24 protein-coding genes are annotated in these 20,088 nt (G+C 68.8%); 16 read left to right on the top strand and 8 right to left on the bottom strand.

Annotation, left to right across the window (positions count from 1 at the left end):
* Positions 1–71: 71 nt before the first annotated feature.
* A complete protein-coding gene (locus tag LK533_RS09880) occupies positions 72–530 on the top strand; it encodes a hypothetical protein (protein ID WP_229362626.1) in 459 nt (152 codons plus the stop codon).
* Between the two features lie 345 nt (positions 531–875).
* Here the strand turns inward: LK533_RS09880 and radC are convergent, their stop codons facing one another.
* Positions 876–1,568, bottom strand: coding sequence for a RadC family protein (gene radC / locus LK533_RS09875; protein WP_229362625.1), 693 nt, complete (start codon positions 1,566–1,568; stop codon positions 876–878).
* Between the two features lie 103 nt (positions 1,569–1,671).
* On the opposite strand from radC, the gene LK533_RS09870 reads away from it, so the two are divergent.
* The 3 genes from LK533_RS09870 to LK533_RS09860 are packed head-to-tail and all read left to right on the top strand — an operon-like array spanning position 1,672 to position 5,488.
* The gene (locus LK533_RS09870; RefSeq protein ID WP_229362624.1) at positions 1,672–4,908 is read left to right on the top strand and encodes a YdbH domain-containing protein; all 3,237 of its coding nucleotides are present in this window, start codon (positions 1,672–1,674) and stop codon (positions 4,906–4,908) included.
* 9 nt (positions 4,909–4,917) lie between these two features.
* Positions 4,918–5,103, top strand: coding sequence for a YnbE family lipoprotein (locus LK533_RS09865; protein ID WP_229362623.1), 186 nt, complete (start codon positions 4,918–4,920; stop codon positions 5,101–5,103).
* 1 nt (position 5,104) lies between these two features.
* Entirely contained in the window at positions 5,105–5,488 is a 384-nt protein-coding gene (locus LK533_RS09860; RefSeq protein ID WP_229362621.1) for a YdbL family protein, read from the top strand.
* A 128-nt stretch (positions 5,489–5,616) separates the two neighbouring features.
* On the opposite strand, the gene LK533_RS09855 is transcribed toward LK533_RS09860, so the two are convergent.
* Positions 5,617–5,991 carry a VOC family protein gene (locus LK533_RS09855; RefSeq protein WP_229362620.1) on the bottom strand — a complete coding sequence of 125 codons (375 nt, stop codon included), beginning with the start codon at positions 5,989–5,991 and terminating at the stop codon, positions 5,617–5,619.
* Positions 5,992–6,156: 165 nt separating this feature from the next.
* Between LK533_RS09855 and LK533_RS09850 the strand changes: the two genes are divergently transcribed.
* The 8 genes from LK533_RS09850 to uvrC all read left to right on the top strand — a co-directional run bounded on the left by LK533_RS09850 (position 6,157) and on the right by uvrC (position 12,983).
* Positions 6,157–7,461 carry a cation:proton antiporter gene (locus tag LK533_RS09850; protein WP_229362618.1) on the top strand — a complete coding sequence of 435 codons (1,305 nt, stop codon included), beginning with the start codon at positions 6,157–6,159 and terminating at the stop codon, positions 7,459–7,461.
* A gap of 167 nt (positions 7,462–7,628) precedes the next feature.
* Positions 7,629–7,949, top strand: a complete 321-nt coding sequence (locus tag LK533_RS09845; RefSeq protein WP_125959025.1) for an AtpZ/AtpI family protein — start codon at positions 7,629–7,631, stop codon at positions 7,947–7,949.
* A gap of 35 nt (positions 7,950–7,984) precedes the next feature.
* Entirely contained in the window at positions 7,985–8,776 is a 792-nt protein-coding gene (locus LK533_RS09840) for a F0F1 ATP synthase subunit A (protein ID WP_129341876.1), read from the top strand.
* 37 nt (positions 8,777–8,813) lie between these two features.
* Positions 8,814–9,041, top strand: a complete 228-nt coding sequence (locus LK533_RS09835) for a F0F1 ATP synthase subunit C (RefSeq protein ID WP_055927075.1) — start codon at positions 8,814–8,816, stop codon at positions 9,039–9,041.
* A gap of 82 nt (positions 9,042–9,123) precedes the next feature.
* A complete protein-coding gene (locus LK533_RS09830) occupies positions 9,124–9,618 on the top strand; it encodes an ATPase (RefSeq protein WP_229362616.1) in 495 nt (164 codons plus the stop codon).
* Complete coding sequence (locus tag LK533_RS09825; protein ID WP_229362614.1) at positions 9,611–10,258, top strand: hypothetical protein; 648 nt, start codon at positions 9,611–9,613, stop codon at positions 10,256–10,258. The genes LK533_RS09830 and LK533_RS09825 overlap by 8 nt, the downstream gene beginning before the upstream one ends.
* 110 nt (positions 10,259–10,368) lie before the next feature.
* A complete protein-coding gene (locus tag LK533_RS09820) occupies positions 10,369–10,689 on the top strand; it encodes a DMT family transporter (RefSeq protein WP_229362612.1) in 321 nt (106 codons plus the stop codon).
* A 368-nt stretch (positions 10,690–11,057) separates the two neighbouring features.
* Positions 11,058–12,983 carry an excinuclease ABC subunit UvrC gene (gene uvrC / locus LK533_RS09815; RefSeq protein WP_229362610.1) on the top strand — a complete coding sequence of 642 codons (1,926 nt, stop codon included), beginning with the start codon at positions 11,058–11,060 and terminating at the stop codon, positions 12,981–12,983.
* A gap of 12 nt (positions 12,984–12,995) precedes the next feature.
* On the opposite strand, the gene LK533_RS09810 is transcribed toward uvrC, so the two are convergent.
* The 3 genes from LK533_RS09810 to LK533_RS09800 form a co-directional block, all read right to left on the bottom strand.
* Complete coding sequence (locus tag LK533_RS09810; RefSeq protein ID WP_229362609.1) at positions 12,996–13,235, bottom strand: hypothetical protein; 240 nt, start codon at positions 13,233–13,235, stop codon at positions 12,996–12,998.
* A 79-nt stretch (positions 13,236–13,314) separates the two neighbouring features.
* On the bottom strand, positions 13,315–14,061 hold the full coding sequence (locus LK533_RS09805) for an SDR family oxidoreductase (protein WP_229362608.1): 747 nt from the start codon (positions 14,059–14,061) through the stop codon (positions 13,315–13,317).
* Positions 14,062–14,135: 74 nt separating this feature from the next.
* Positions 14,136–15,248, bottom strand: a complete 1,113-nt coding sequence (locus tag LK533_RS09800) for an NADH:flavin oxidoreductase (RefSeq protein ID WP_229362607.1) — start codon at positions 15,246–15,248, stop codon at positions 14,136–14,138.
* 106 nt (positions 15,249–15,354) lie between these two features.
* Here LK533_RS09800 and LK533_RS09795 point away from each other — a divergent pair, with 106 nt between their 5' ends.
* Positions 15,355–15,720 (top strand): winged helix-turn-helix transcriptional regulator, encoded by a 366-nt coding sequence (locus LK533_RS09795; RefSeq protein WP_229362606.1) that lies wholly within the window; start codon positions 15,355–15,357, stop codon positions 15,718–15,720.
* A 68-nt stretch (positions 15,721–15,788) separates the two neighbouring features.
* Here the strand turns inward: LK533_RS09795 and LK533_RS09790 are convergent, their stop codons facing one another.
* The 3 genes from LK533_RS09790 to LK533_RS09780 all read right to left on the bottom strand — a co-directional run bounded on the left by LK533_RS09790 (position 15,789) and on the right by LK533_RS09780 (position 18,022).
* Positions 15,789–15,923, bottom strand: a complete 135-nt coding sequence (locus LK533_RS09790; protein WP_229362605.1) for an entericidin A/B family lipoprotein — start codon at positions 15,921–15,923, stop codon at positions 15,789–15,791.
* 323 nt (positions 15,924–16,246) lie between these two features.
* Positions 16,247–17,836: a sensor histidine kinase gene (locus LK533_RS09785; RefSeq protein WP_229362604.1), complete on the bottom strand. Its 1,590-nt coding sequence runs from the start codon at positions 17,834–17,836 to the stop codon at positions 16,247–16,249.
* A 9-nt stretch (positions 17,837–17,845) separates the two neighbouring features.
* Positions 17,846–18,022, bottom strand: a complete 177-nt coding sequence (locus LK533_RS09780; protein WP_229362603.1) for a NepR family anti-sigma factor — start codon at positions 18,020–18,022, stop codon at positions 17,846–17,848.
* A gap of 279 nt (positions 18,023–18,301) precedes the next feature.
* Here LK533_RS09780 and LK533_RS09775 point away from each other — a divergent pair, with 279 nt between their 5' ends.
* The 3 genes from LK533_RS09775 (at position 18,302) to LK533_RS09770 (ending at position 20,019) form a co-directional block, all read left to right on the top strand.
* Positions 18,302–19,102, top strand: a complete 801-nt coding sequence (locus LK533_RS09775) for a response regulator (protein WP_229362808.1) — start codon at positions 18,302–18,304, stop codon at positions 19,100–19,102.
* A 36-nt stretch (positions 19,103–19,138) separates the two neighbouring features.
* Positions 19,139–19,273, top strand: a complete 135-nt coding sequence (locus LK533_RS17830) for a hypothetical protein (protein ID WP_267495320.1) — start codon at positions 19,139–19,141, stop codon at positions 19,271–19,273.
* A gap of 113 nt (positions 19,274–19,386) precedes the next feature.
* Complete coding sequence (locus LK533_RS09770) at positions 19,387–20,019, top strand: sigma-70 family RNA polymerase sigma factor (protein WP_229362602.1); 633 nt, start codon at positions 19,387–19,389, stop codon at positions 20,017–20,019.
* The last annotated feature ends 69 nt before the right edge of the window (positions 20,020–20,088 follow it).

The following is a 20,088-nucleotide window of genomic DNA, read 5'->3' as shown; positions in this document are numbered from 1 at the left end:
TCTCCTCACAGCCAGAGGCGCTGCACCGACAAGCTGCCGGTGGGCGCAAGCATTGGAAATGGAGGCTGAAGATGTTGAAGCAGATTCTTCTGATCGGTGCGATCGCGGTTGCTGCGCCTGCACTGGCGCAGACCGGCCAGACCACGCCGGGAAGTCCGTCCGCAGGGGTGGGTACGCCGGGTGCGCAGCAGCAAAGCTTGCCGCCGACGGCGACCACGCCGGACACGACTCAGGCAGCACCGCAGTCGGCGCCCGATGCGCAGTCGTCCGCAGCCGCGACCCCGTCGCAGATCGCGCAGGTGGTCGAGCAGGATTTCGCCAAATATTCCGGCGGCAAGGACACGCTGACGCAGACACAGTTCGGCGCCTGGATGGCATCGCTGCGCTCCGCGACCGAGCCCGGTGCCACGGCCGACAGCCCGCAGATGAAGACCTGGATTACCCAGGCCTTCGCCCAGGCGGACACCGACAAGTCGAAGACGGTGTCGAAAGCCGAGCTGACCAGTTTTCTGACCAGCGCGGCGGGCTGACCCCGCAGCGAGGGATCCAATCACCCCATTCCGGCCTCCTTCCCCTGGGCCGGTGCCGGCCGCCGGACTTCCGTCCGGCGGCCGTTTGCTTTTGGGGCGGGTTATACTTCCTTCAACCCGCCATGTTTCCGCGTCTTGAGGACCGGCGCTGAAGTCCGGCTTTCCGCAATCATCGCGACGGGAGGGCAGGTCCCCCACGCAGCCGTATCCCTGCGCAGGCAGGGATCCAGGGTCAGGCAGGCAACGGCTGCAGAACCTGGGGCCCTGGGCTCCTGCCTGCGCAGGAGCACGGCCGGGGGCGAGGTTCCGCTGCCCCCAGAGGCGGTCGGCTGGGGAGCCTCCCCCCTACATCAGCCCCTTGGCGCGCAGGCTGGTATGGTCTTGCGTTCCGATGATGACATGGTCGTGGACGGCGATGTCGAGGTGCTTGGCCGCCTGCACGACGATGCGGGTGAGGTCGATGTCGGCGCGGCTGGGGGTGACGTCGCCACTGGGATGGTTGTGCACCAGGATCAGTGCAGCCGAGCCGAGTTCGATCGCGCGGCGGATCACTTCGCGCGCATAGACGGGCGCCTGGTCGATCGACCCCTCCGCCACCAGCTCGTCTCGGATCAGCATGTTGCGGACGTTGAGGTGCAGGACGCGCACCCGCTCGATGGTGTGATAGGCCATTTCGGCGTGAAGATAATCGAGCACCGCCTGCCAGTTGGACAGTACCGGCCGTGCCGCCATCTCGCCGCGCAGCATGCGGATCGCCGAGGCATGGGCAATCTTGAGCGCGGCCACCGCGGTGTCGCCCATGCCCGGCACACGCGCGATCGCGCGGGGATCGGCCGACAAGAGCCCGCCCAGCCCGCCGAACTCGTGCAGCAGCGCCTTGGCCAGCGGCTTGGTGTCGCGGCGCGGGATGGCGAGCGCCAGCAGATATTCGACCAGCTCATGGTCGAGCAGCGCCTCTCCGCCGTCGTCGAGCAGCCGCCCGCGCAAGCGTGCGCGGTGGCCGGTGCCGTCGGTGCTGGGCCCAGGCGGTGCGTTCATGGTCCGTTGAGGCTAGGCGGTGCAGGGATCGTGCGCAATCGTGGAGCTTGACCCACCACGCGGGGGTCGTAACGATCCGCGGCCAAGGGAGAGTGCAGCCGGCGTGACGTCTGAGACCACCGACACGCCGGATGGCCTGATGCCGGAAGGGCTGCCCGAGCGGCGGCGTTGGTCGCGCCGCAGGCGCGCGGCGCTGGTGGTGGCGCTTGTGCTGCTGCTAGCGCTGATCGCGCTGTGGGTCGTTCGCAAGCCGATCGCCGACAATTTCGTGCGCCAGGCGCTTGCCGAACGCGGCGTGCCGGCCCGCTACAGGATCGCCGACCTGAATCTCGGCCGCCAGCGGCTGACCGATGTGGTGATCGGCGATCCGCGCGACCCCGATCTGGTGGCGGACTGGGCCGAGCTGCGCACGCGCATGACGCTGTCGGGACCGGAAGTGACGGGCGTGCGGGTCGGCCATGTGCGGCTGCGCGGGCGGCTTGTGAATGGCAAGGTGTCGCTGGGCGCGATCGACAAGCTGCTGCCGGCCCCGTCGGGCAAGCCGTTCGCGCTGCCCGAGCTGGACGCGGAAATCGCCGACGCGCGCATGCGGCTCGAAACGCCGGGCGGGGTCGTTGGGCTGAAGCTGAGCGGCAGCGGGCGGCTGGACGACGGCTTTTCAGGCAGTCTTGCCGCGGCGTCGGACCGGCTGGCGGCGGGCGGCGCGTGCACGGTGCGGCAGCTGAGCGCGGCAGTCACGATCCGCATCGCGGACGCGCGGCCGTCGCTGGCGGGGCCCGTGCGCGCGGCGTCGCTGGCCTGTGGCGACACGCGGCTGACCGGGCTCGCCACCCGGCTGGAGCTGACCTTGGGCGAGCGGCTTGACCGCTGGCAGGGCCGGGCCGAGCTTGCCGCTGCCGGGCTGGCAAGCGCCGGCGCACAGGTGCGTGGGCTGAAAGGGCGCGTCGATTTCAGCGGCAGCGCCCGCGATACCCAGGGCAATGCGCAGCTGGAGAGCGGCCGCTTTGCGGCGGCGGGCATCGGCGGCATCGGGCTCGCGATCGACGGGCGCTATCGCGTCGGCGCGCAGCAGGCGTTCGACGGGACGGTTGCAGCCCAGGGCCTGGCGCTGCCGCAGACGACGCTGCGGCAGGTGGCCGCGCTGGGATCGGCCGGCGCGGGATCGCCGGTCGGGCCGCTGATGGCGGCGCTGGCGCGCGCCGGAATGGCGGCCGGGCAGAAGTTCGAGGTGGCGGCGCAGCTGGGCGTGACCCAGGGCGCCAAGGGTGGCCGGCTGGTGGTGCGTCGGCTGTCGGCGGATGCCGCGAGCGGGGCGAGCGTGGTGCTCGCTGGTCGCGAAGGCGTCGCCTATGGCTGGCCCAACGGTGGGTTGGCGCTCAACGGCATGCTGACGGCCGGCGGTGGCGGGCTGCCGGAGGCGGCGGTGCAGCTGGCGCAGGCGCAGCCCGGTGGTGCCATCACCGGCACCGCCATCGTGCGGCCCTATGCTGCGGGTGGCGCGCGCCTGGCGCTCACCCCGGTGCGCTTCGCCCGTGCCAGCGATGGGCACACCCGCTTCGACACCCAGGCAACGCTGAGCGGCCCGCTCGCGGATGGGCGGGTCGACGGGCTGACGGTGCCGCTGTCGGGGCATTGGGATGGCGGTTCGGCCGTGACGGTGAACCCGGACTGCACGGCGGTCGGCTGGCAGCGGCTGGCGGTTTCGTCACTGGTGCTGGAGCCCGCGCGGCTGCGCCTCTGCCCGACGGACCGCGCGCTGGTGGCGGTGGATCGCGGGGGCCTGCGCGGCGGGGCGCGGCTGGGGGCGACGCGGCTTGCCGGGCGGCTGGGGAGCAGCCCGATGGCGCTGGCGATGCGGGGCGGGCGCTTCGGCCTTGGCAACCTGAGCTTTGCGCTTGAGGGCGTGGAGAGCCGGATCGGCGCGCCCGAGCGGGTGACGCGGATCGATGCCGGGCGGCTGGAGGGGCGGATCGCGAACGGCGGCGTCGGCGGGCGCTTTGCCGAAGGGGCGGGGCAGATCGGCAGTGTGCCGCTGCTGTTGTCGGGCGCGGCGGGCGACTGGCGCTTTGCGGGTGGCGTGCTGAAGCTTGCCGGTGCCCTCAAGCTGGACGATGTGCAGACCGGCGAGCAGCGCCGGTTCGAGACGCTGGCGAGCGATGACGTCGCGCTGACCCTGGCCGGCAACACCATCACGGCGACGGGAACGCTCCGGCACCCGGCCAAGCGGGTGATGGTGGCAACGGTCGCCATCACCCATGACCTGGGCCGCGGCGCGGGCACGGCCGAGCTGAAGGTGCCGGGCATCAGCTTTGGCGAGAATTTCCAGCCCGAGGAACTGACGCCGCTCACCTTTGGCGTGATCGCCGAGGTGAAGGGGACGGTGACCGGCGACGGTCATATCGCCTGGAACGGCGAGGGTGTGACCAGCACCGGCACCTTCCGCACCGCGGGCACCGACCTGGCCGCCGCCTTCGGTCCGGCGACGGGGATTGCGGGCGAAATCCACTTCACCGACCTTCTGGGTCTGGTGACCGCGCCCAACCAGCTGGTCACCGTTGCCGAGGCGAATCCCGGCATTCCGTTCAAGGACGGCGAGGTCCGCTATCGGCTGGTCCCCGAGCAGCGCATCCAGATTGAGGGCGGGCGCTGGCCGCTCGCCGGCGGGAGCATGGTGCTGGAGCCGACGCTGCTGGACTTCGCACCGCAAGAGGAGCGGCGCATGACCTTTCGCGCGACGGGCGTGGATGCCGGCCTGCTGCTTCAGGAATATGAGTTCGACAACCTCAACGCGAGCGGGACCTTCGACGGCGTGCTGCCGATGATCTTCGACATGCACGGCGGGCGGATCGAGGGCGGCCGGCTGGTGGCGCGCGAAGGCGGCGGCAACATCGCCTATGTCGGTGAGGTGACCAAGGAAGACGTCGGCGTCTGGGGCAATCTGGCCTTCCAGGCGCTCAAAAGCCTCGATTACCAGAACCTCACGCTGGAGATGAACGGGCCGCTGGCGGGCGAGATGGTGACCGCGATCCGCTTCCGGGGCGTGAGCCAGGGGGAGGGGGCACAGTCCAACTTCCTGATCCGCCGGCTGGCGCGGCTGCCGTTCGTGTTCAACGTGCGAATCAAGGCGCCTTTCCGTCAGCTGATCGATTCGGTGCAGAGCTATTACGATCCCAAGCGGCTGATCGAGCGCAACCTGCCGGCGCTGATGGACGCGCAGAAGGACGCCGCCACCTCGGGGCCGGCGCCAGCAGCGCCGCAGCCGGCCGTCCCGCAGCCGGTCATGCCGACGCGGCCCGTTCAGCCCTCCGAAAGCGGCAATATGTCAGGAACAACACGATGAGGCGTGCAGATGCGTAGGTGGATGGCAGCGGCGCTGGGCGTCGCGATCGTGGCGGCGACGGCCGGTTGCGTGAACGTGAGCGCACCGGACAAGCCGATCGAGATCAACCTGAACATCAACATTACGCAGGAAGTGGTGTATCGTCTGGACGGTGAGGCGAAGAGCCTGATCCAGCAGAATCCGGGGATTTTCTAAGATGCGCAAGGGAATGAAGATCGTGTTCGCGGCCGCCGCGGCGGTTGCGGTCACCGGCATGGCGGGCGCCGCCTGGGCACAGCGCGACCCCGCCTATGAGGCCGCGCGTTCGGCGGGCCAGGTCGGCGAGCAGACGGACGGCTATCTGGGCATCGTCGGCAATGCCACGCCCGAATTGCGCGCGCTGGTCAACAGCATCAACATCAAGCGCAAGGCGGCGTACACCCGGCTGGCCGCCAATGGTGCGACGGTGGAGCAGTTCGCGTTCGTCTCCGGCTGCAACCTGATCGCCAAGACCCGGCCGGGTGAAAAATACCAGACTCCGAACGGCAGCTGGAGCACCCGCGGCGCCGGTGCGCCGGAACGCGACCCACGCTGCGTCTGAGGTTGAAGCGCCGACCCTGTACGCCGGGCCAGCCGCCGGTACCGCCGTCTTGCTGAGCAGGCGGCGCCCTCCTCGAGCAGGAACCATGCGTTGGGCTGGTGATCGACGACTCGCACCGCCGGACCGGCCTACGGCTCTACGCCGGCGGCAGGGGCGGCGGATTCCCACAGCTCGATCGGGTTGCCCTCGGGATCGTGGATGCGCGCGAAGCGGCCGATGCCGGGCATGTCCCACTCCGGCTTGGTGAGGACCGGGACGCCCGCCCGCTCCAGCGCCGCGGAAAGGCCGTCGAGATCGGTGACGCGCAGGTTGAGCATCCACTGCCGGTCGGCGGCGAAATAATCGGTGTCGGCGGCAAAGGGCGCAAAGATGGTCGGACCCGCCTGGGTCTCCCAGGCGCCGTTCGAGTCCGCACCAATCCCCAAAAGCTCGGCATACCAGGCGCGAAGCGACTCCGGAGCCCGTGCGCGGAAGAAGAAGCCGCCGATACCGGTCACGCCCATCGCGTCTCTCCACAATCGCTCCAGCGTTTCATCCTATCACCAGGCGGCTGCGCCTGCACGCTGCCATGGCGCAGGAGCATTGCCCCCGAGCCGGAGCCGGCGTAGCATTGGCGCGTGTCGAAACGGCACCGGCCGCCGCCTGCGGCCGCCTTGGGGGAGGGGCAGATGGCACCAGCGCAGTTGAGCGTGATCTTCTTTCTGGAATTGCTTGCGATCGTCGCGATGTCCCGCGGCGTCGGCTGGCTGGGCAAGCGCTACCTGGGACAGCCGCAGGTGGTGGGCGAGATGATCGCCGGCGTCATCCTGGGGCCGTCGCTGTTCGGCCTGCTCGCACCCGATCTCCAGGCGATGCTGTTCCCCAAGGAGGCGCGCGGCGTCCTCTATGTCGGCGCGCAGCTGGGCGTCGGGCTCTACATGTTCCTGGTCGGCCTGGGGTTTCGCGCCGATCACTTCCGCAGCAATGCCGGGAGCGCGGCTGCGGTTTCGCTGTCCGGCATGGCCGCACCCTTCCTGGTTGCCGTGGCGATCACGCCGTGGCTGATCGGCGTGCCGGGCCTGTTCTCACCCAGCGTGACGTCCGTGCAGGCGACGCTGTTCATGGGCGCATGCATCGCGATCACCGCCTTTCCGATGCTGGCGCGCATCATCCATGAGCGCGGGCTGTCGGGCACGCCGCTCGGCACGCTGTCGCTGTCGGCGGGCGCGATCGACGATGCGGGCGCCTGGACGGTGCTGGCCGTGGTGCTCGCGACCTTCGGCGACGGCCCGATGGTGGCGGTGAAGGCGATCGGCGGTGCCGGCCTGTTCGCTGCGGTGGTGCTCGGGCTGGGGCCGCGGCTGCTGGCGCCGCTCGGCCGCCGGGCGGAGGCGCGCGGCGGGATCTCGCAGGGCGATCTCGCGACCGCGCTGATGCTGTTCCTGGGTGCCGCCTTCGCGATGGACGCGGTCGGCATGCACGCGGTGTTCGGCGGCTTCCTGCTGGGCGTGGCGATGCCGCGCGGCGTCTTTGCCGACGGGCTGCGCCGCCAGCTTGAGCCGGTGACGGTGGTGCTGCTGCTGCCGATGTTCTTTGCCTTCTCCGGCCTCAACACCCAGCTGACGCTGGTCGACAACCTGGGGCTGCTGGGTGTCACGCTCGCGATCCTGGCGGCTTCGGTGCTGGCCAAGGGTGGTGCGTGCTGGGCGGCGGCGCGGCTGACGGGGCAGGACAATCCGACTGCGCTCGGCATCGGCGCGCTGATGAACGCGCGCGGGCTGATGGAGCTGATCATCATCAACATCGGGCTGCAGCGCGGGATCATCGGCCCGGCGCTGTTCTCGATCCTGGTGCTGATGGCGATCCTGACCACGCTGATGGCCTCGCCGCTGTTCGAGCTGGTCTATGGCCGCCGCGCCCGCAGCACCGGCGCGCTGGGGACACTGGTCGAGGACGAAGGGGTGAGCGCGCGCGAACCAGCGGCCGCGCAGTAGGAAAGCATGCGCTGTGGCAGGGGTGCCGCACCCGGGAGGGCGCTGTTCATCAACTGTCACAAAGGTTGACTTGAAACGCACCCCTTCCTAAACGGGCGCCGCCTTGGCGGGGTTGCTCGCCGTACATGCGTTCCTCCCCCGAACAATGCTTTAGGAGAGGATGGCGCATGGCGGAAAACGGCCCCGGGCAGGACCCTTATGGTTCCGAGGATTCGCGTCTCACGTCGCTCGAGCAGCGGCTGAAACAAGCGAATCACGCGGAGGCCGTGCGGACGGGGCGTGCGAAGGCGGGGGTCGATCGGAATTATTCGCTCGGCAACCGCGTGCTCGCGACGCTCCTCGGGTCCCTTGTCGGCGGCGCGCTGATCGGCTGGTTGCTTGACCGCTGGTTCGGAACGTCGCCCTGGCTCCTGCTCACGCTGCTTGCCCTTGGGGTAGGCGCCGGGTTCAGGAACATCATCAAGATTGCTGGCGAGCGCCCGGAATAACCCGGGCGTTCGTCGTATTGGCGGTTGGAAGAAACGTGGCGCAAGGCGGATCCAAGATCGACCCGATGCATCAGTTCCTGATCGAACCCGTGTTCGGTCAGAGCTGGAACCTGTTCGGGTATAATATTGCCTTCACCAACTCCGCGCTGTGGATGGTCGCGACGCTTGTCGTCCTGTGGCTGTTCATGCTCGGCGGCATGAAGGGGCAGACCGTCCCCGGTCGCTGGCAGATGGCGGTGGAGAGCTTCACCGGCTTTATCGGGGACATGCTGACGGCGAACATCGGGCCGGAGGGCAAGCGCTTCCTGCCGTACGTGTTCTCGCTGTTCATGTTCATCCTGATCGCGAACATTCTGGGCCTGCTGCCGTTCGGCCTGGTCCCTGGCGTGCATCCGTTCACCGTCACCAGCCACCTGACCGTCACCGGCGTGCTGGCGATCATCAGCTTCGCGCTGGTGCTGATCGTCGGCTTCTCGCGTCACGGCCTGCACTTCTTCTCGCTGTTCGTGCCGCACGGAACGCCCTGGTGGCTGCTGTGGCTGATCCCGGTGGTCGAGCTGTTCTCGTTCCTGGTGCGCCCGTTCAGCCTTGGTCTCCGACTGTTCGTCGCCATGACCGCGGGCCACATCCTGCTGAAGGTGCTGGCGGGCTTCGTGATCAACGGCCTGAACGCGGAAGCCGTGTGGGTCGCGCCGCTGGTGGCCATCCCCAGCTTCATCCTGATGATCGGCATCACCCTGCTCGAGCTGCTGGTGTGCGCCATCCAGGCTTACGTGTTCGCGCTGTTGACGTCGCTCTACCTGAACGACGCCGTCAACCTGCACTGATCTTTCCAACCAACAGATACCCAACAGGAGTTTTATCATGGACGCAGAAGCCGCAAAGCTGCTCGGTGCCGGTCTGGCAGCCATCGGTGCGGGTCTTGCCGCACTCGGCGTGGGCAACGTCTTCGCCAAGTTCCTCGAAGGCGCGCTGCGCAACCCGGGTGCCGCCGACGGTCAGCAGGGCCGCCTGTTCATCGGCTTCGCCGCCGCCGAGCTTCTGGGCCTGCTCGCGTTCGTCGTCGCGGTGCTGCTGATCTTCGTCGCGTAACCTGCCTTTCGTGGCCGGCCCCTGTCGCTAGCGGCGGCGGGCCGGGCACGAAACGCTCCCACGCGAACGGACGGGAACCGCCATGCCGCAAATCGAACAGATCACTGCGACCTATGCCTCGCAGATCTTCTGGCTGCTGATCGTGTTCGGCCTGATCTATTTCGGGATCGGGCGCGGCATGGTGCCGAGGATTCAGGGCACGGTCGAGAAGCGCGACGCGCAGATCGCCGAGGACCTTGCCGCCGCCACGCGCGCCGGCCAGCAAGCCGACGCGACCGAAGAGGCCTGGCGCACCCGCATGGCGGAGGCTCGCCAGGCATCGCTTGCCGAGACCAACGCCGCCAAGGCGAAAGCAACGGCGGATGCCGCCGAGCGCGCCAAGGCTGCCAACGCCGCCATGCAGGCCCGCCTGGATGCAGCCGAGGTTGAGGTCAATCAGGCCCGCGCGAGCGCGCTCGCCAGCCTGGAAGATGTCGCGGCCGACGCCGCGCAGGGCATCGTCGCCAAGCTGGCGGGCATCGAGGTGAGCCGCGAGGCCGCCACCGACGCCGTCCGCAAGGCGGTGACGCATGGCTAACGGGAACGGATCGACGATCGTGGCCGAACGACTGGATCATGCCGCGGCGCTGGAGCCGCTGGAGAAGCAGCCGATCCGCGAGGCGGACGGCCTGTCGTCGGAGCCGATGCACAGCACCGGCGTCGCGGACCAGCATCACGAAGTGAGCCCCACCGCCTGGGGCATGGATTCGACCGGCTGGGTTGCGGTCGCTGCCCTGCTGACGATCCTGCTGCTGGTGTGGCGGCGTGCGCACAAGGGCATCGCCGGCATGCTGGACACCCGGATCGCGACGATCCGCACCCAGCTCGACGAAGCCAAGCGGCTGCGTGCCGAGGCCGAGGCGCTGAAGGCCGAATACGCCCTCAAGGCGCAGCAGGCCGATGCCGAAGCAGCGGCAATGCGCGAGCATGCCCATGCCGAGGCCGCGGCGATCGTCGCCAAGGCCGAGGCGGACGCCACCGAGCTGACCAACCGCCGCGCCAAGATGGCCGAGGACCGCATCGCCGCGGCCGAGCGCCAGGCAATCGCCGAGGTTCGCGCCAAGGCGGCCGACGCCGCCGCTAAGGCGGCAGCGACCCTGATCGCCGACCGGCTCGGCGCCGAGGGCGACCGCACGCTGATCGACCGCACCATTGCGGGGCTTGGCCGCCCGCACTGACGCCAGCAACATGGGTGGGGCGCTGAGCCCTCCCACAGCCTGACAGGGGCGCCGCTTCTCGGGTTTCCGGCGGCGCCCTTTTCCGTTTCCAGAGCCCAGGAGTGTGTCTCATGGCCTGGATCATCCTGGGCATTGCCGTCGTCACCGAAATCTGCTGGGCGCTGAGCCTGAAGTGGGCCGGCACGCAGGCGACGATCGCCGCCTCGTCGGTGCCGATCGTGCTGTCGTTCGTGAACATGGGCCTGCTGGCGATGGCGATGCGCGGCATCCCCGCGGGCACCGCCTATGCGGTGTGGACCGGGCTTGGTGCAGTCGGCGTGATCATCGGCGGGTCGATCCTGTTTGGCGATCGTATCGGGCCGATGCAGGCGTTCTTCATGGCGCTGATCGTGATCGGCGTGGTCGGCACGAAGCTGTTCGCGCGGGTCTGAGCCGGCGCCGCTAGGGGCCGTATCCCCGCGCAGGCGGGATCCAGGGCCAAGCAGCACCACCGCCGGTAGCGCGCGGTGCTCTGGGCTCCCGCCTTCGCGGGAGCACGGAAGAGCGCCGGAGCGGCCGTAGCGTGTTAGCCGCGGCTGCGCGCCGGTCGCGAGGCTCGCGACCTCCGCCCCAACCACACCGTACCCCGGCGAAGGCCCGGGCCCAATTGCGGCGACCTTTGAGGTGCGCGCTCCCTCTCCTTCGTCGCCCAACTGGGCCCCGGCCTCCGCCGGGGTACGGTTGCGAGTGAGGCAGCGGAGTGGCCGCGCCGAACTCTGACGCTGGCGGTACCCGCCTCGACTCCCTAGATCGGCACGCAATGTCCGATCCCAATTCTCCCAGCCGATTCAACGAGGAAAAGGCCGCCTACACCGTGCGTGGCGGCACCGACGCGCCCGACCTGGAGGCGGGCGTCGCGGCGATCCGCAACGTGCTCGCCACGCTGCCGGTGCGGCCGGGCGTGTACCGCATGCAAGATGCGCGCGGCGACGTGCTGTACGTCGGCAAGGCGCGCGCGCTGAAGAACCGCGTGGCGAACTACACCCAGGTGTCGCGCCTGTCGAAGCGGCTCCAGCGCATGGTGTCGCAGACGCGGTCGATGACGATCGTCACGACCAACAACGAGGCCGAGGCGCTGCTGCTCGAGGCGCAGCTGATCAAGCGCTATCGCCCGCCGTACAACGTGCTGCTGCGCGACGACAAAAGCTTCCCCTTCATACTGCTGCGCGCGGACCACGACTTCCCGCGCATCCAGAAGCATCGCGGCGCGCGGCGTGCGAAGGGCAATTACTACGGCCCGTTCGCGAGCGCCGGGTCGGTCACCCAGACGCTCAACGCGCTCCAGAAGCTGTTCCTGCTGCGCAGCTGCACCGACAGCTTCTTCCGCACCCGCGACCGCCCGTGCCTGCTGCACCAGATCAAGCGCTGCTCGGCGCCCTGCGTCGGCCGCATTGACGAGGCGGGCTATGCCGAGCTGGTGGGCGACGCCAAGGACTTCCTGGCCGGCAAGTCGACCAAGGTGCAGGCGAAGCTCGGCGAGCAGATGACGGCGGCGGCCGAGAACATGGACTTCGAGCTGGCAGCGGTGCTGCGCGACCGGCTGAAGGCGCTGACCTTCATCCAGGGCAGCCAGGCAATCAACGCCGATGGCGTGGGCGACGCGGACGTGTTCGCGCTGGCGTGCAAGGAAGGCACGATCGGCATCCAGGCCTTCTTCATCCGCGGCGGGCAGAACTGGGGCCATCGCAGCTTCTTCCCGCAGCACACCAGCGACGTGCCCGAGGACGAGGTGCTCGCGAGCTTCCTGATGCAGTTCTACGAGGAGGTGCCGCCGCCCCGGAACGTGTTCGTCGACCGCGAGCTTGCCGAGGCCGAGCTGCTGGGCGAGGCGCTGGCCGAGCGGGCCGGGCACAAAGTCGCGCTGTCGGTGCCGCAGCGTGGGCCCCGCCGCCGGCTGCTGGAGCAGGCGACGCGCAATGCGGTGGAGGCGCTGGACCGGCGCAATGCCGAGTCGACCACCCAGGCCAGGCTGCTGCGCGAGGTGGCCGACCTGTTCGAGCTGCCCGAACCGCCCGACCGCATCGAGGTGTACGACAACAGCCACATCCAGGGCACGGCTGCACTGGGCGCGATGGTGGTCGCGGGGCCGGAGGGCTTCCGCAAGGGCCAGTATCGCAAGTTCAACATCCGCAACAAGGATACGGTGCCGGGCGACGACTTCGGCATGATGCGCGAGGTGTTCGCCCGCCGCTTCGGCCGTGCGCAGGCGGAGGATCCGGATCGCGATTCGGGCGAGTGGCCGGACCTGGTGCTGATCGACGGCGGCCGCGGGCAGCTGAACGCCGCGCGCGAAGTGCTGGAGGACCTGGGCATCGAGGACGTGTGCCTGGTCGGCGTCGCCAAGGGCCCGCACCACGGCCGCGACGGGCGCGAGGTGTTCCACCTGATGGACGGGCGCGAGTTCACGCTGCCGGTCAACGCGCCGGTGCTGTTCTACCTCCAGCGGCTACGCGACGAGGTCCACCGCTTCGCGATCGGCGCGCACCGGCAGAAGCGGGCCAAGGCGATGGGCGCGAGCCCGCTCGACGAGGTTCCGGGCATCGGCCCCGCGCGCAAGAAGGCGCTGCTGATGCACTTCGGCACCGCCAAGGCGGTGCGCGGCGCGAGCCTGGCGGATTTGCAGAAGGCGCCAGGCGTGTCGGCCGCGGTCGCGCAGCAAGTGTACGACTTCTACCACGCGCGGTGACGCCCGCGCGGATCAGTTGTTGGTGAAGCCGACGCCGCCGTTCTTCGGATGGAACGCCGCGAGCGCGTGCGTACGGTCCTTTCTTTCGCCTGCCGCCGCCCGTTCCTGCTCCGTGCGGCACAGCTTGCGCGGTACGCGCGAGCCAAGCGTTGTCTGCTCGACGCAGCGCACGGTTTCGGCGGATGCGGGCGGGGGAGCCGGTGCGGCTTGGACCTGGCCGGCGGCCAGCAGTGCGAGGGCAGAAAGGATCATGCCAGTCTCCGCATGCGATCGGCCTGCTGATTGCGGGCCGATCCCATTCTACGCCGCTTCGCGAGCATGTTCCAGCCCATCAAAAATGCGCGGTGTAGCCGCCGTCGACGGCGAGCACCTGGCCGGTGACGTAGGACGCCTCCGGCGAGGTTAGGAACAGCACCGGCCCCACGATCTCCTCCGGCCGTCCCCAGCGCCCGAGCGAGGTGCGGGTGGCGAGATGCGCCGCGACCGCCGGATCGGCGACCATCGCGGCATTGGCTTGCGTCGCGAAGAAGCCGGGGGCGACCGCATTGACGGTGACGTCGCGCCGGCCGAGCTCGGCCGCGAGCGCGCGGGTGAGCGCCTCCAGCCCGCCCTTGGACGCGGTGTAGGCGGCGTCGCCGCTGCGCGCGAGCGGCCCGGCGATCGAGGTAATGTTGAGGATGCGGCCCCCTGCGGCCATGCCGGGCGCGATCCGGCGGGCGAGGTCGAACGGCGCGACCAGGTTCACCTCCAGCATGCGGCGGACGGCGGCACGGTCGATGTCGGCGAGGGGGCGGCGGTCGCGGTGGCCGGCGTTGTTGATGAGGATGTCGATCGGCGGCAGCGCGGCGAGGCAGGCGGCAAGTGCGGCCTCGTCCGCAAGGTCGACGGCAAGCGGCTCGGCGGAGCCACCGTCCGCGGCGATCGTCGCCGCGAGTGCCTCCAGTGCTTGCAGGCGGCGGCCCTGAAGGACGACGTGCACGCCTGTCGCGGCCAAGCCGCGGGCGATCTCCTGCCCCAGGCCGCCCGAAGCACCCGTCACCAGCGCCGTGCGGCGCCCACCCTGGTCGTTGCGTTCCATGCCGGCGCCATAGCGCGGGCGGGGCGATTGCCGAAGCGCCGGCGCGTACGCAGCGGTACGCGCCGGCAGGGGGATCAGACCAGCTCGCCCAGGGCGGCGGCCTCGAAGCCCTTCACCTTGGCGGCATCGCCTTCGCGGATGCGGGCGACCCAGTCGGGGTTGCTGATGAGCGCACGGCCGACCGCGATCAGGTCGAACTCGTCGCGCTCCATGCGCTCGATCAGGTTCTCGATGCCGACGGTCGAGGAGCTTTCGCCGCCGAACGCCGCCAGGAACTCCCCCGACAGCCCGACCGAGCCGACGCTGATGGTGGCCGCACCGGTCAGCTTCTTCGCCCAGCCGGCGAAGTTCAGGCCCTTTTCGCCGTCCAGCTCGGGGAACTCGGGCTCCCAGAAGCGGCGCTGCGAGCAGTGGAGCACGTCGACACCGGCATCGACCAGCGGCTGCAGCCAGTCGGCCATCAGCTCGGGCGTCTCGGCCAGGCGCGCGGCATAGTCCTGCTGCTTCCACTGGCTGAGGCGCAGGATGATCGGATAGTCGGGGCCAACCGCCTCGCGCACCGCCTTCACCACTTCGCCCGCAAAGCGCGAGCGCTCCCGGATCGTAGCGCCGCCCCAGCGATCGCTGCGCTCGTTGGTACCCGCCCAAAAGAACTGGTCGATCAGATAGCCGTGCGCGCCGTGCAGCTCGATCGTGTCGAAGCCGAGCCGCTTGGCATCAGCCGCCGCACGGGCAAAGCCAGCGATGGTGTCGGCGATCGCCTCTTCGCTCATGGTCTCGCCACGCGGCTCGCCGGGCGCGAGCAGGCCCGAGGGGCTTTCGACCGGTGCGTCCGGCTCCCAGTCGCCCGACCGGGTCGAGCCGGTGTGCCAGATCTGCGGGCCCATCTTGCCGCCGGCGGCGTGGACGGTGTCGATCACCTGCTGCCAGCCTGCGAGCGCCTGCTCGCCGTGGAAGAGGGGAATGCCGGCCATGTTGCGCGACGCGGGCCGGTCGATCACCGTGCCTTCCGACAGGATCAGGCCCACGCCGCCTTCGGCGCGGCGGCGATAATAGGCGGCCTGGGGCTCACCCGGGATGCCGGCGGGCGCGAAGCCCCGCGTCATCGGTGCCATGACGATGCGGTTCGGCAGTTCAAGCGACTTGATGCGGAAGGGGCGGAAAAGGACGTCGGCCGATGCGGACATGCGAGGGAAGCTCCGTTTGCGAACTGGTGCCGCTCAGGTATACACAGGAAACCTGAGGTCAATACGGTACCTCAAGGTATGCAGGTATCTTCAAGGAAACCGCCCCGTGATCCCGTGCGACCATTTTGACGCCAACTGCCCCAGCCGGCTGCTGTTCGACCAGATCGCGGACAAATGGTCGATGATGGTGCTGACGACGCTGGATGACGGGCCGCTGCGCTTCAACGCGATCAAGCGGCGGCTGGAAGGGGTGACGCAAAAGGCGTTGACCCAGTGCCTGCGCCGGCTGGAGCGCAATGGGCTGGTGTCGCGGCGGGTGATCCCCGCCTCTCCGGTGGCCGTGGAATATGAGATCACGCCGCTGGGGCGTACCCTCCAGCCGCCCTTCCGCGCGCTCTACGCCTGGACCCGGGAACACATGCCCGAGGTCGACCGGGCGCGTGCCACGTTCGACGCGCAACGCGCCGCCTGAGGAAGACAGAAACGGAAACGGGCGGCCCAGGACATCCTGGACCGCCCGTTCCTGCATCGGTGATGCGCTTACTTGCTGCCGTCGGCAGCGCCCGAGACGGCGTCACCCGCGGACGACACGTCCCGGCCCGCGCCTTCGATCGTGTTGCACGCGCTGACCATCAGGGCACCGGTGACGATCATCAGACTCAGAACCTTACGCATGGAAACCTCCAACCCGTTGAATGTGCAGGTGGGGAATGCCCGACCGGGATTTTCGTTCCGCTATCGGATCGACCTTGCAAAAAGGTCGCGCAACTGTGGCATGAAAGCCTGGGTGCGATGTCGATGTGGGGGAAAAATGTGGGCCCGGAAGCGTCACCGGGGGGGGGGAGGGTAGACGCTTCCGGGCCCGTGTTCTGGATAGCGAGAGCGGGGGGGCATAAGGTCGCTATCCGAAGAACCAAACGACGCGGATCGGGGGAGGTTCCGGAGAAAATCGCCTGCGCCGAATTCTTTTTTCCCAAGCGCAGGCTCGTACGGTTGGATCAGCGTGCCGACCGCGCGTTGATCGCGATTTCATAGGCACCCACCAGCGGATCATGGTGCAACGGCGCGCGCAGCTGGCGCGAGAGGCCCAGCAGGACGCGGCCGTAGCGCGAGGCGACCAGCGCGCTCAGCTCGGCACTTTCCACCAGCGCCGGCGAACTCACGCGCAACACCACCTGCTCGGCCTCGACTGAGGCGAGCTTGGCGGAAATCCGCGCCTGGGTGGCCGGGTTCACCATCATCGCCAGCTCGACCAGCTCGGTCAGCAGGAAGGACACGGCGACGCCGACGTCCTGGGAGACGAGCAGCGGCTCCACATCGATGGTGATGCCCATGCGCGCGGCGTGTTCGGGCGCGGTCGCACGGATGTTGGAGGCAAGCTCGCCGATCACCGCGCGCAGCTCGAGCCCGCGGTTTTCTTCCAGTTCGGCGAAGTGATGGCGGTGCACCACGGCGAGCGCGTCCACGCGGCGCTGAATGGCGGCATAGGCCTCGCTGGCCTCGGCGCTGCTGGCGCTGCGCGCGTGGAAGTTGATCAGGCTGGCGATGACCTGGAGGTTGTTCTTGACGCGGTGGTGGACCTCACGGGTCAGCTTGGTCTGGCGAACGAGGCCGTCGGCCAGGTTCGTCTCGTGCTGCTGCACCGTGCGGGTGATCGCCTCGAACGTCTCTGCAAGGTCCGAGATTTCCTGCGCGGGCACGACGCCATAGTCGACGCTGCCGATCACTTCGCCCGGCGTATACGCCGCAACGCTGGTGCGCAGGCGGCGCAGCGGGCGGATGAGCAGCCGATCGACCACGAACCAGCCGATGCCCGCAGCCGCCGCCCACATCAGCAGCGGCAGCAGCATGGCAACCAGCACCGGCGAGGTGATGGGCGCGCTGCGCACCGACATCGCGAAGGAAAGATCGTCAAAGCCCAGCGGCACCACCAGCGTCTCGCGCCGGTCGAGCGGCCCGCGACGGGCAAGCGGCTGAAGCTCCAGCGGAACCTCGTCCGTGCGCGTAAGCTGAGCGGCATAAGGAGGCACAAAGCCGCTGGGGCGCGCCACGTCGGCGAGCACCTGCTTGGGGAAAAAGGCGTCGGCCCGGCTGCCATTGGGCGCGTCTGGCAGATGGACCAGCAGGCCTTCGCTCGGCAGCAGCGTGATCTTGAGCTGACTGGGGTCGGTCGGGGCGGGGACGGGGACCGGCAGCTCGGCGCCGCAGAGCAGACGCCCGGTTGCATCGGCAACCTGGAAGCGGATGCCGGCGGCGGACTGCTGGGCGAAGATGCCTTGGACGCGCGCACAGCTGGGGGCGTCCCGCGCGTCGCTGTCGATCGCGCGCAGGGCAACGCGCAATGCCGTAAGATCGCCTACCAATTCGTTCGCCAGCGCACGCGACGCCTCGACACCGGCCACGCGAAGCCGCGCACGGGTCTCCACGTCCACGGTTCGCGTCGTCTGCAGCGTCGCGAACAGCGCGATCAGCGCCAGCGGCAACAGCGCGATGCTGAGGATCAGGAAAACGCGAGCGCCGGTAGGTAGGCGCTGAAACGCCGCCACAGGCACCTTTGGCCTGCGGCGTTCAAGGTCGTCTTCGGCCACGAGGTGGCGCTATTGGAGCTTGCTGAGCAGGTCGAGCATCTCGTCCGGGATCGCTTCCCCGGCGGCGTCCTGATAGACGGCGCGCAGCGCGTCGCCGACGTTGTTCTGCTTGCCCTCTTCAGGCTTCTGCTTGCCGTCCGCGGTTGCGGCGCGCTCCTGCTGTTCCGTCTCGTTCGAACCCGTCACCAACTGCACACCCTAAGCCCCCAAAGCCCGGCACCTCGCCGCGCACTACATGAACAAACCCGGCCGCGCCAATCCTACCAGATGCGCGCCGCACAGGCCCGCGTTTCAAGGCAGGCAGAGCACCGGCGCATGGCGTGAAACTAAAATCGTCCTCGTTGGTTCCAACCCCTGACGCGAAATCGGGGGAGAGCGTCTCTTCCGCCAACGTGCTAATGATTTGCAAACATGGGGGCGGCTCCTCAGAATGGCCGTCTCACTCTGGAGGAGACCTACCCGATCATGTCGCTTGGACAGCAACTGGCGCCGCATCTTCCTTTCCTGCGGCGCTACGGTCGTGCGCTCACGGGCAGCCAGTCAGAGGGTGACCGCTACGTGCGTGCCGCCCTTGAGGCGATCGTGGCCGCGCCCGAGGAATTTCCGCGGGACGTTGATCCCCGCCTTGGCCTCTACCGCACTTTTCAGGCGATCTGGTCGTCCACCCATCCCGAACAGGACGTTGCCCGCGACGACGCCGGCGACGATCAGGAAGCCATCGCGCGCGCCCGGCTCGCCCGCATCGCACCGCTGTCGCGCCAGGCACTGCTGCTGACCGCGATGGAGGGCTTCACCAACGAAGACACCGCCTATCTGATCGACAGCTCGGAAGAGGAGGTCGAGGCGCTGGTGGCCGAAGCGCTTCGCGAGATCGAGGCGCAGACTCGTTCGCGCGTCATGATCATCGAGGACGAGCCGCTGATCGCGATGGATCTGGAAACCATCGTGCGCGACCTGGGCCATGACGTGACCGGCGTGGCCGTCACTCGCGACGAAGCCGTGGCGCTCGCCATGGAGGATCGTCCCGGCCTGGTCCTCGCCGACATCCAGCTTGCCGACGACAGCTCGGGCATCGACGCGGTCAAGGACATCCTGGCCGAGTTCAACGTGCCGGTGATCTTCATCACCGCCTTCCCGGAGCGACTGCTCACGGGCGAGCGTCCGGAGCCGACCTTCCTGATCACCAAGCCGTTCCAGCGGTCCACCGTGAAGGCGGCGATCAGCCAGGCGCTGTTCTTCGACCAGTCGACGGTGCCGACCAACTGATACGGAGCCAAAACGACTTCCGGGGGTTAAGGCATCATGGTTGACGAAGACCGAACCCACCTCAACACGGATCGTGCCCGTGCGGGCACGACCCCCGGAATGACCCGCTACATCCTGGGGGTGTCGCTGGTTCTGGTCATCGTGATCTTCGCGATCATTCTCTGGTCCTGACCAGGCCCGCCGAGAAACCGGCTGGCGTGCCCGCTGGCAATCGGCGGGCGCATCCCCTATGTTGGCAACATGGCGCTGTCGCGAATGTGCGGCCGCCCACCGATCGGATTTTCATGACTGAACCGGAAGTTACGGACGAAGAGACTGGCGTGGTCGAACACGTCGCGCTGTCCGATCCTGAGTTCAAGAAGCAGCTGGCGCAGGTAATTCCGCACCTGCGCGCCTTTGGACGGTCGCTTTCGGGCAGCCGCGATCTGGCCGACGATCTGGTGCAGGAAACGCTGCTCAAGGCATGGGCGGCGCGTCAGCGCTTCCAGGCCGGCACCAACATGCGCGCCTGGACCTTCATCATCCTGCGCAACCTCTATCTCTCCCAGATGCGTCGCGCCCGATTCAAGGGCGAGTGGGACGATCTGGTCGCCGATCGCATCCTGGCGGCACCCGCGAGCCAGGATCGCCACGTCGAGCTTTCCGACATGCAGCGCGCGCTGCTCCACCTGCCGCAGCCGCAGCGCGAGGCGCTGATCCTGGTCGGTGCCGGCGGCTTTGCCTATGAGGAAGCGGCCGAGATCTGCAACGTGGCGGTCGGCACCATCAAGAGCCGCGTCGCGCGCGGCCGCGTGGCGCTGGAAGCGCTGCTGAGCGAAGGCCAGTTGCCCGCGCGTGCCTCGCATCCGGGCAATGGCGACCAGACCGCGCTGGAAGCGATCATGGGCGAGGTCAACGAACTCAGCCGCGATCGATAGGAAGCGCGTTCGCTGACGGCGAAGGGTGCGTGCTGCCCGGCGCTGTGCGCCTGAAGCGGGACCTTTGCA

Origin of the sequence: Sphingomonas sp. PL-96 (assembly GCF_020707215.1) — a bacterium.
Classification (GTDB): Bacteria; Pseudomonadota; Alphaproteobacteria; order Sphingomonadales; family Sphingomonadaceae; genus Sphingomonas.
This window is presented reverse-complemented; position numbering and strand designations above follow the sequence as displayed.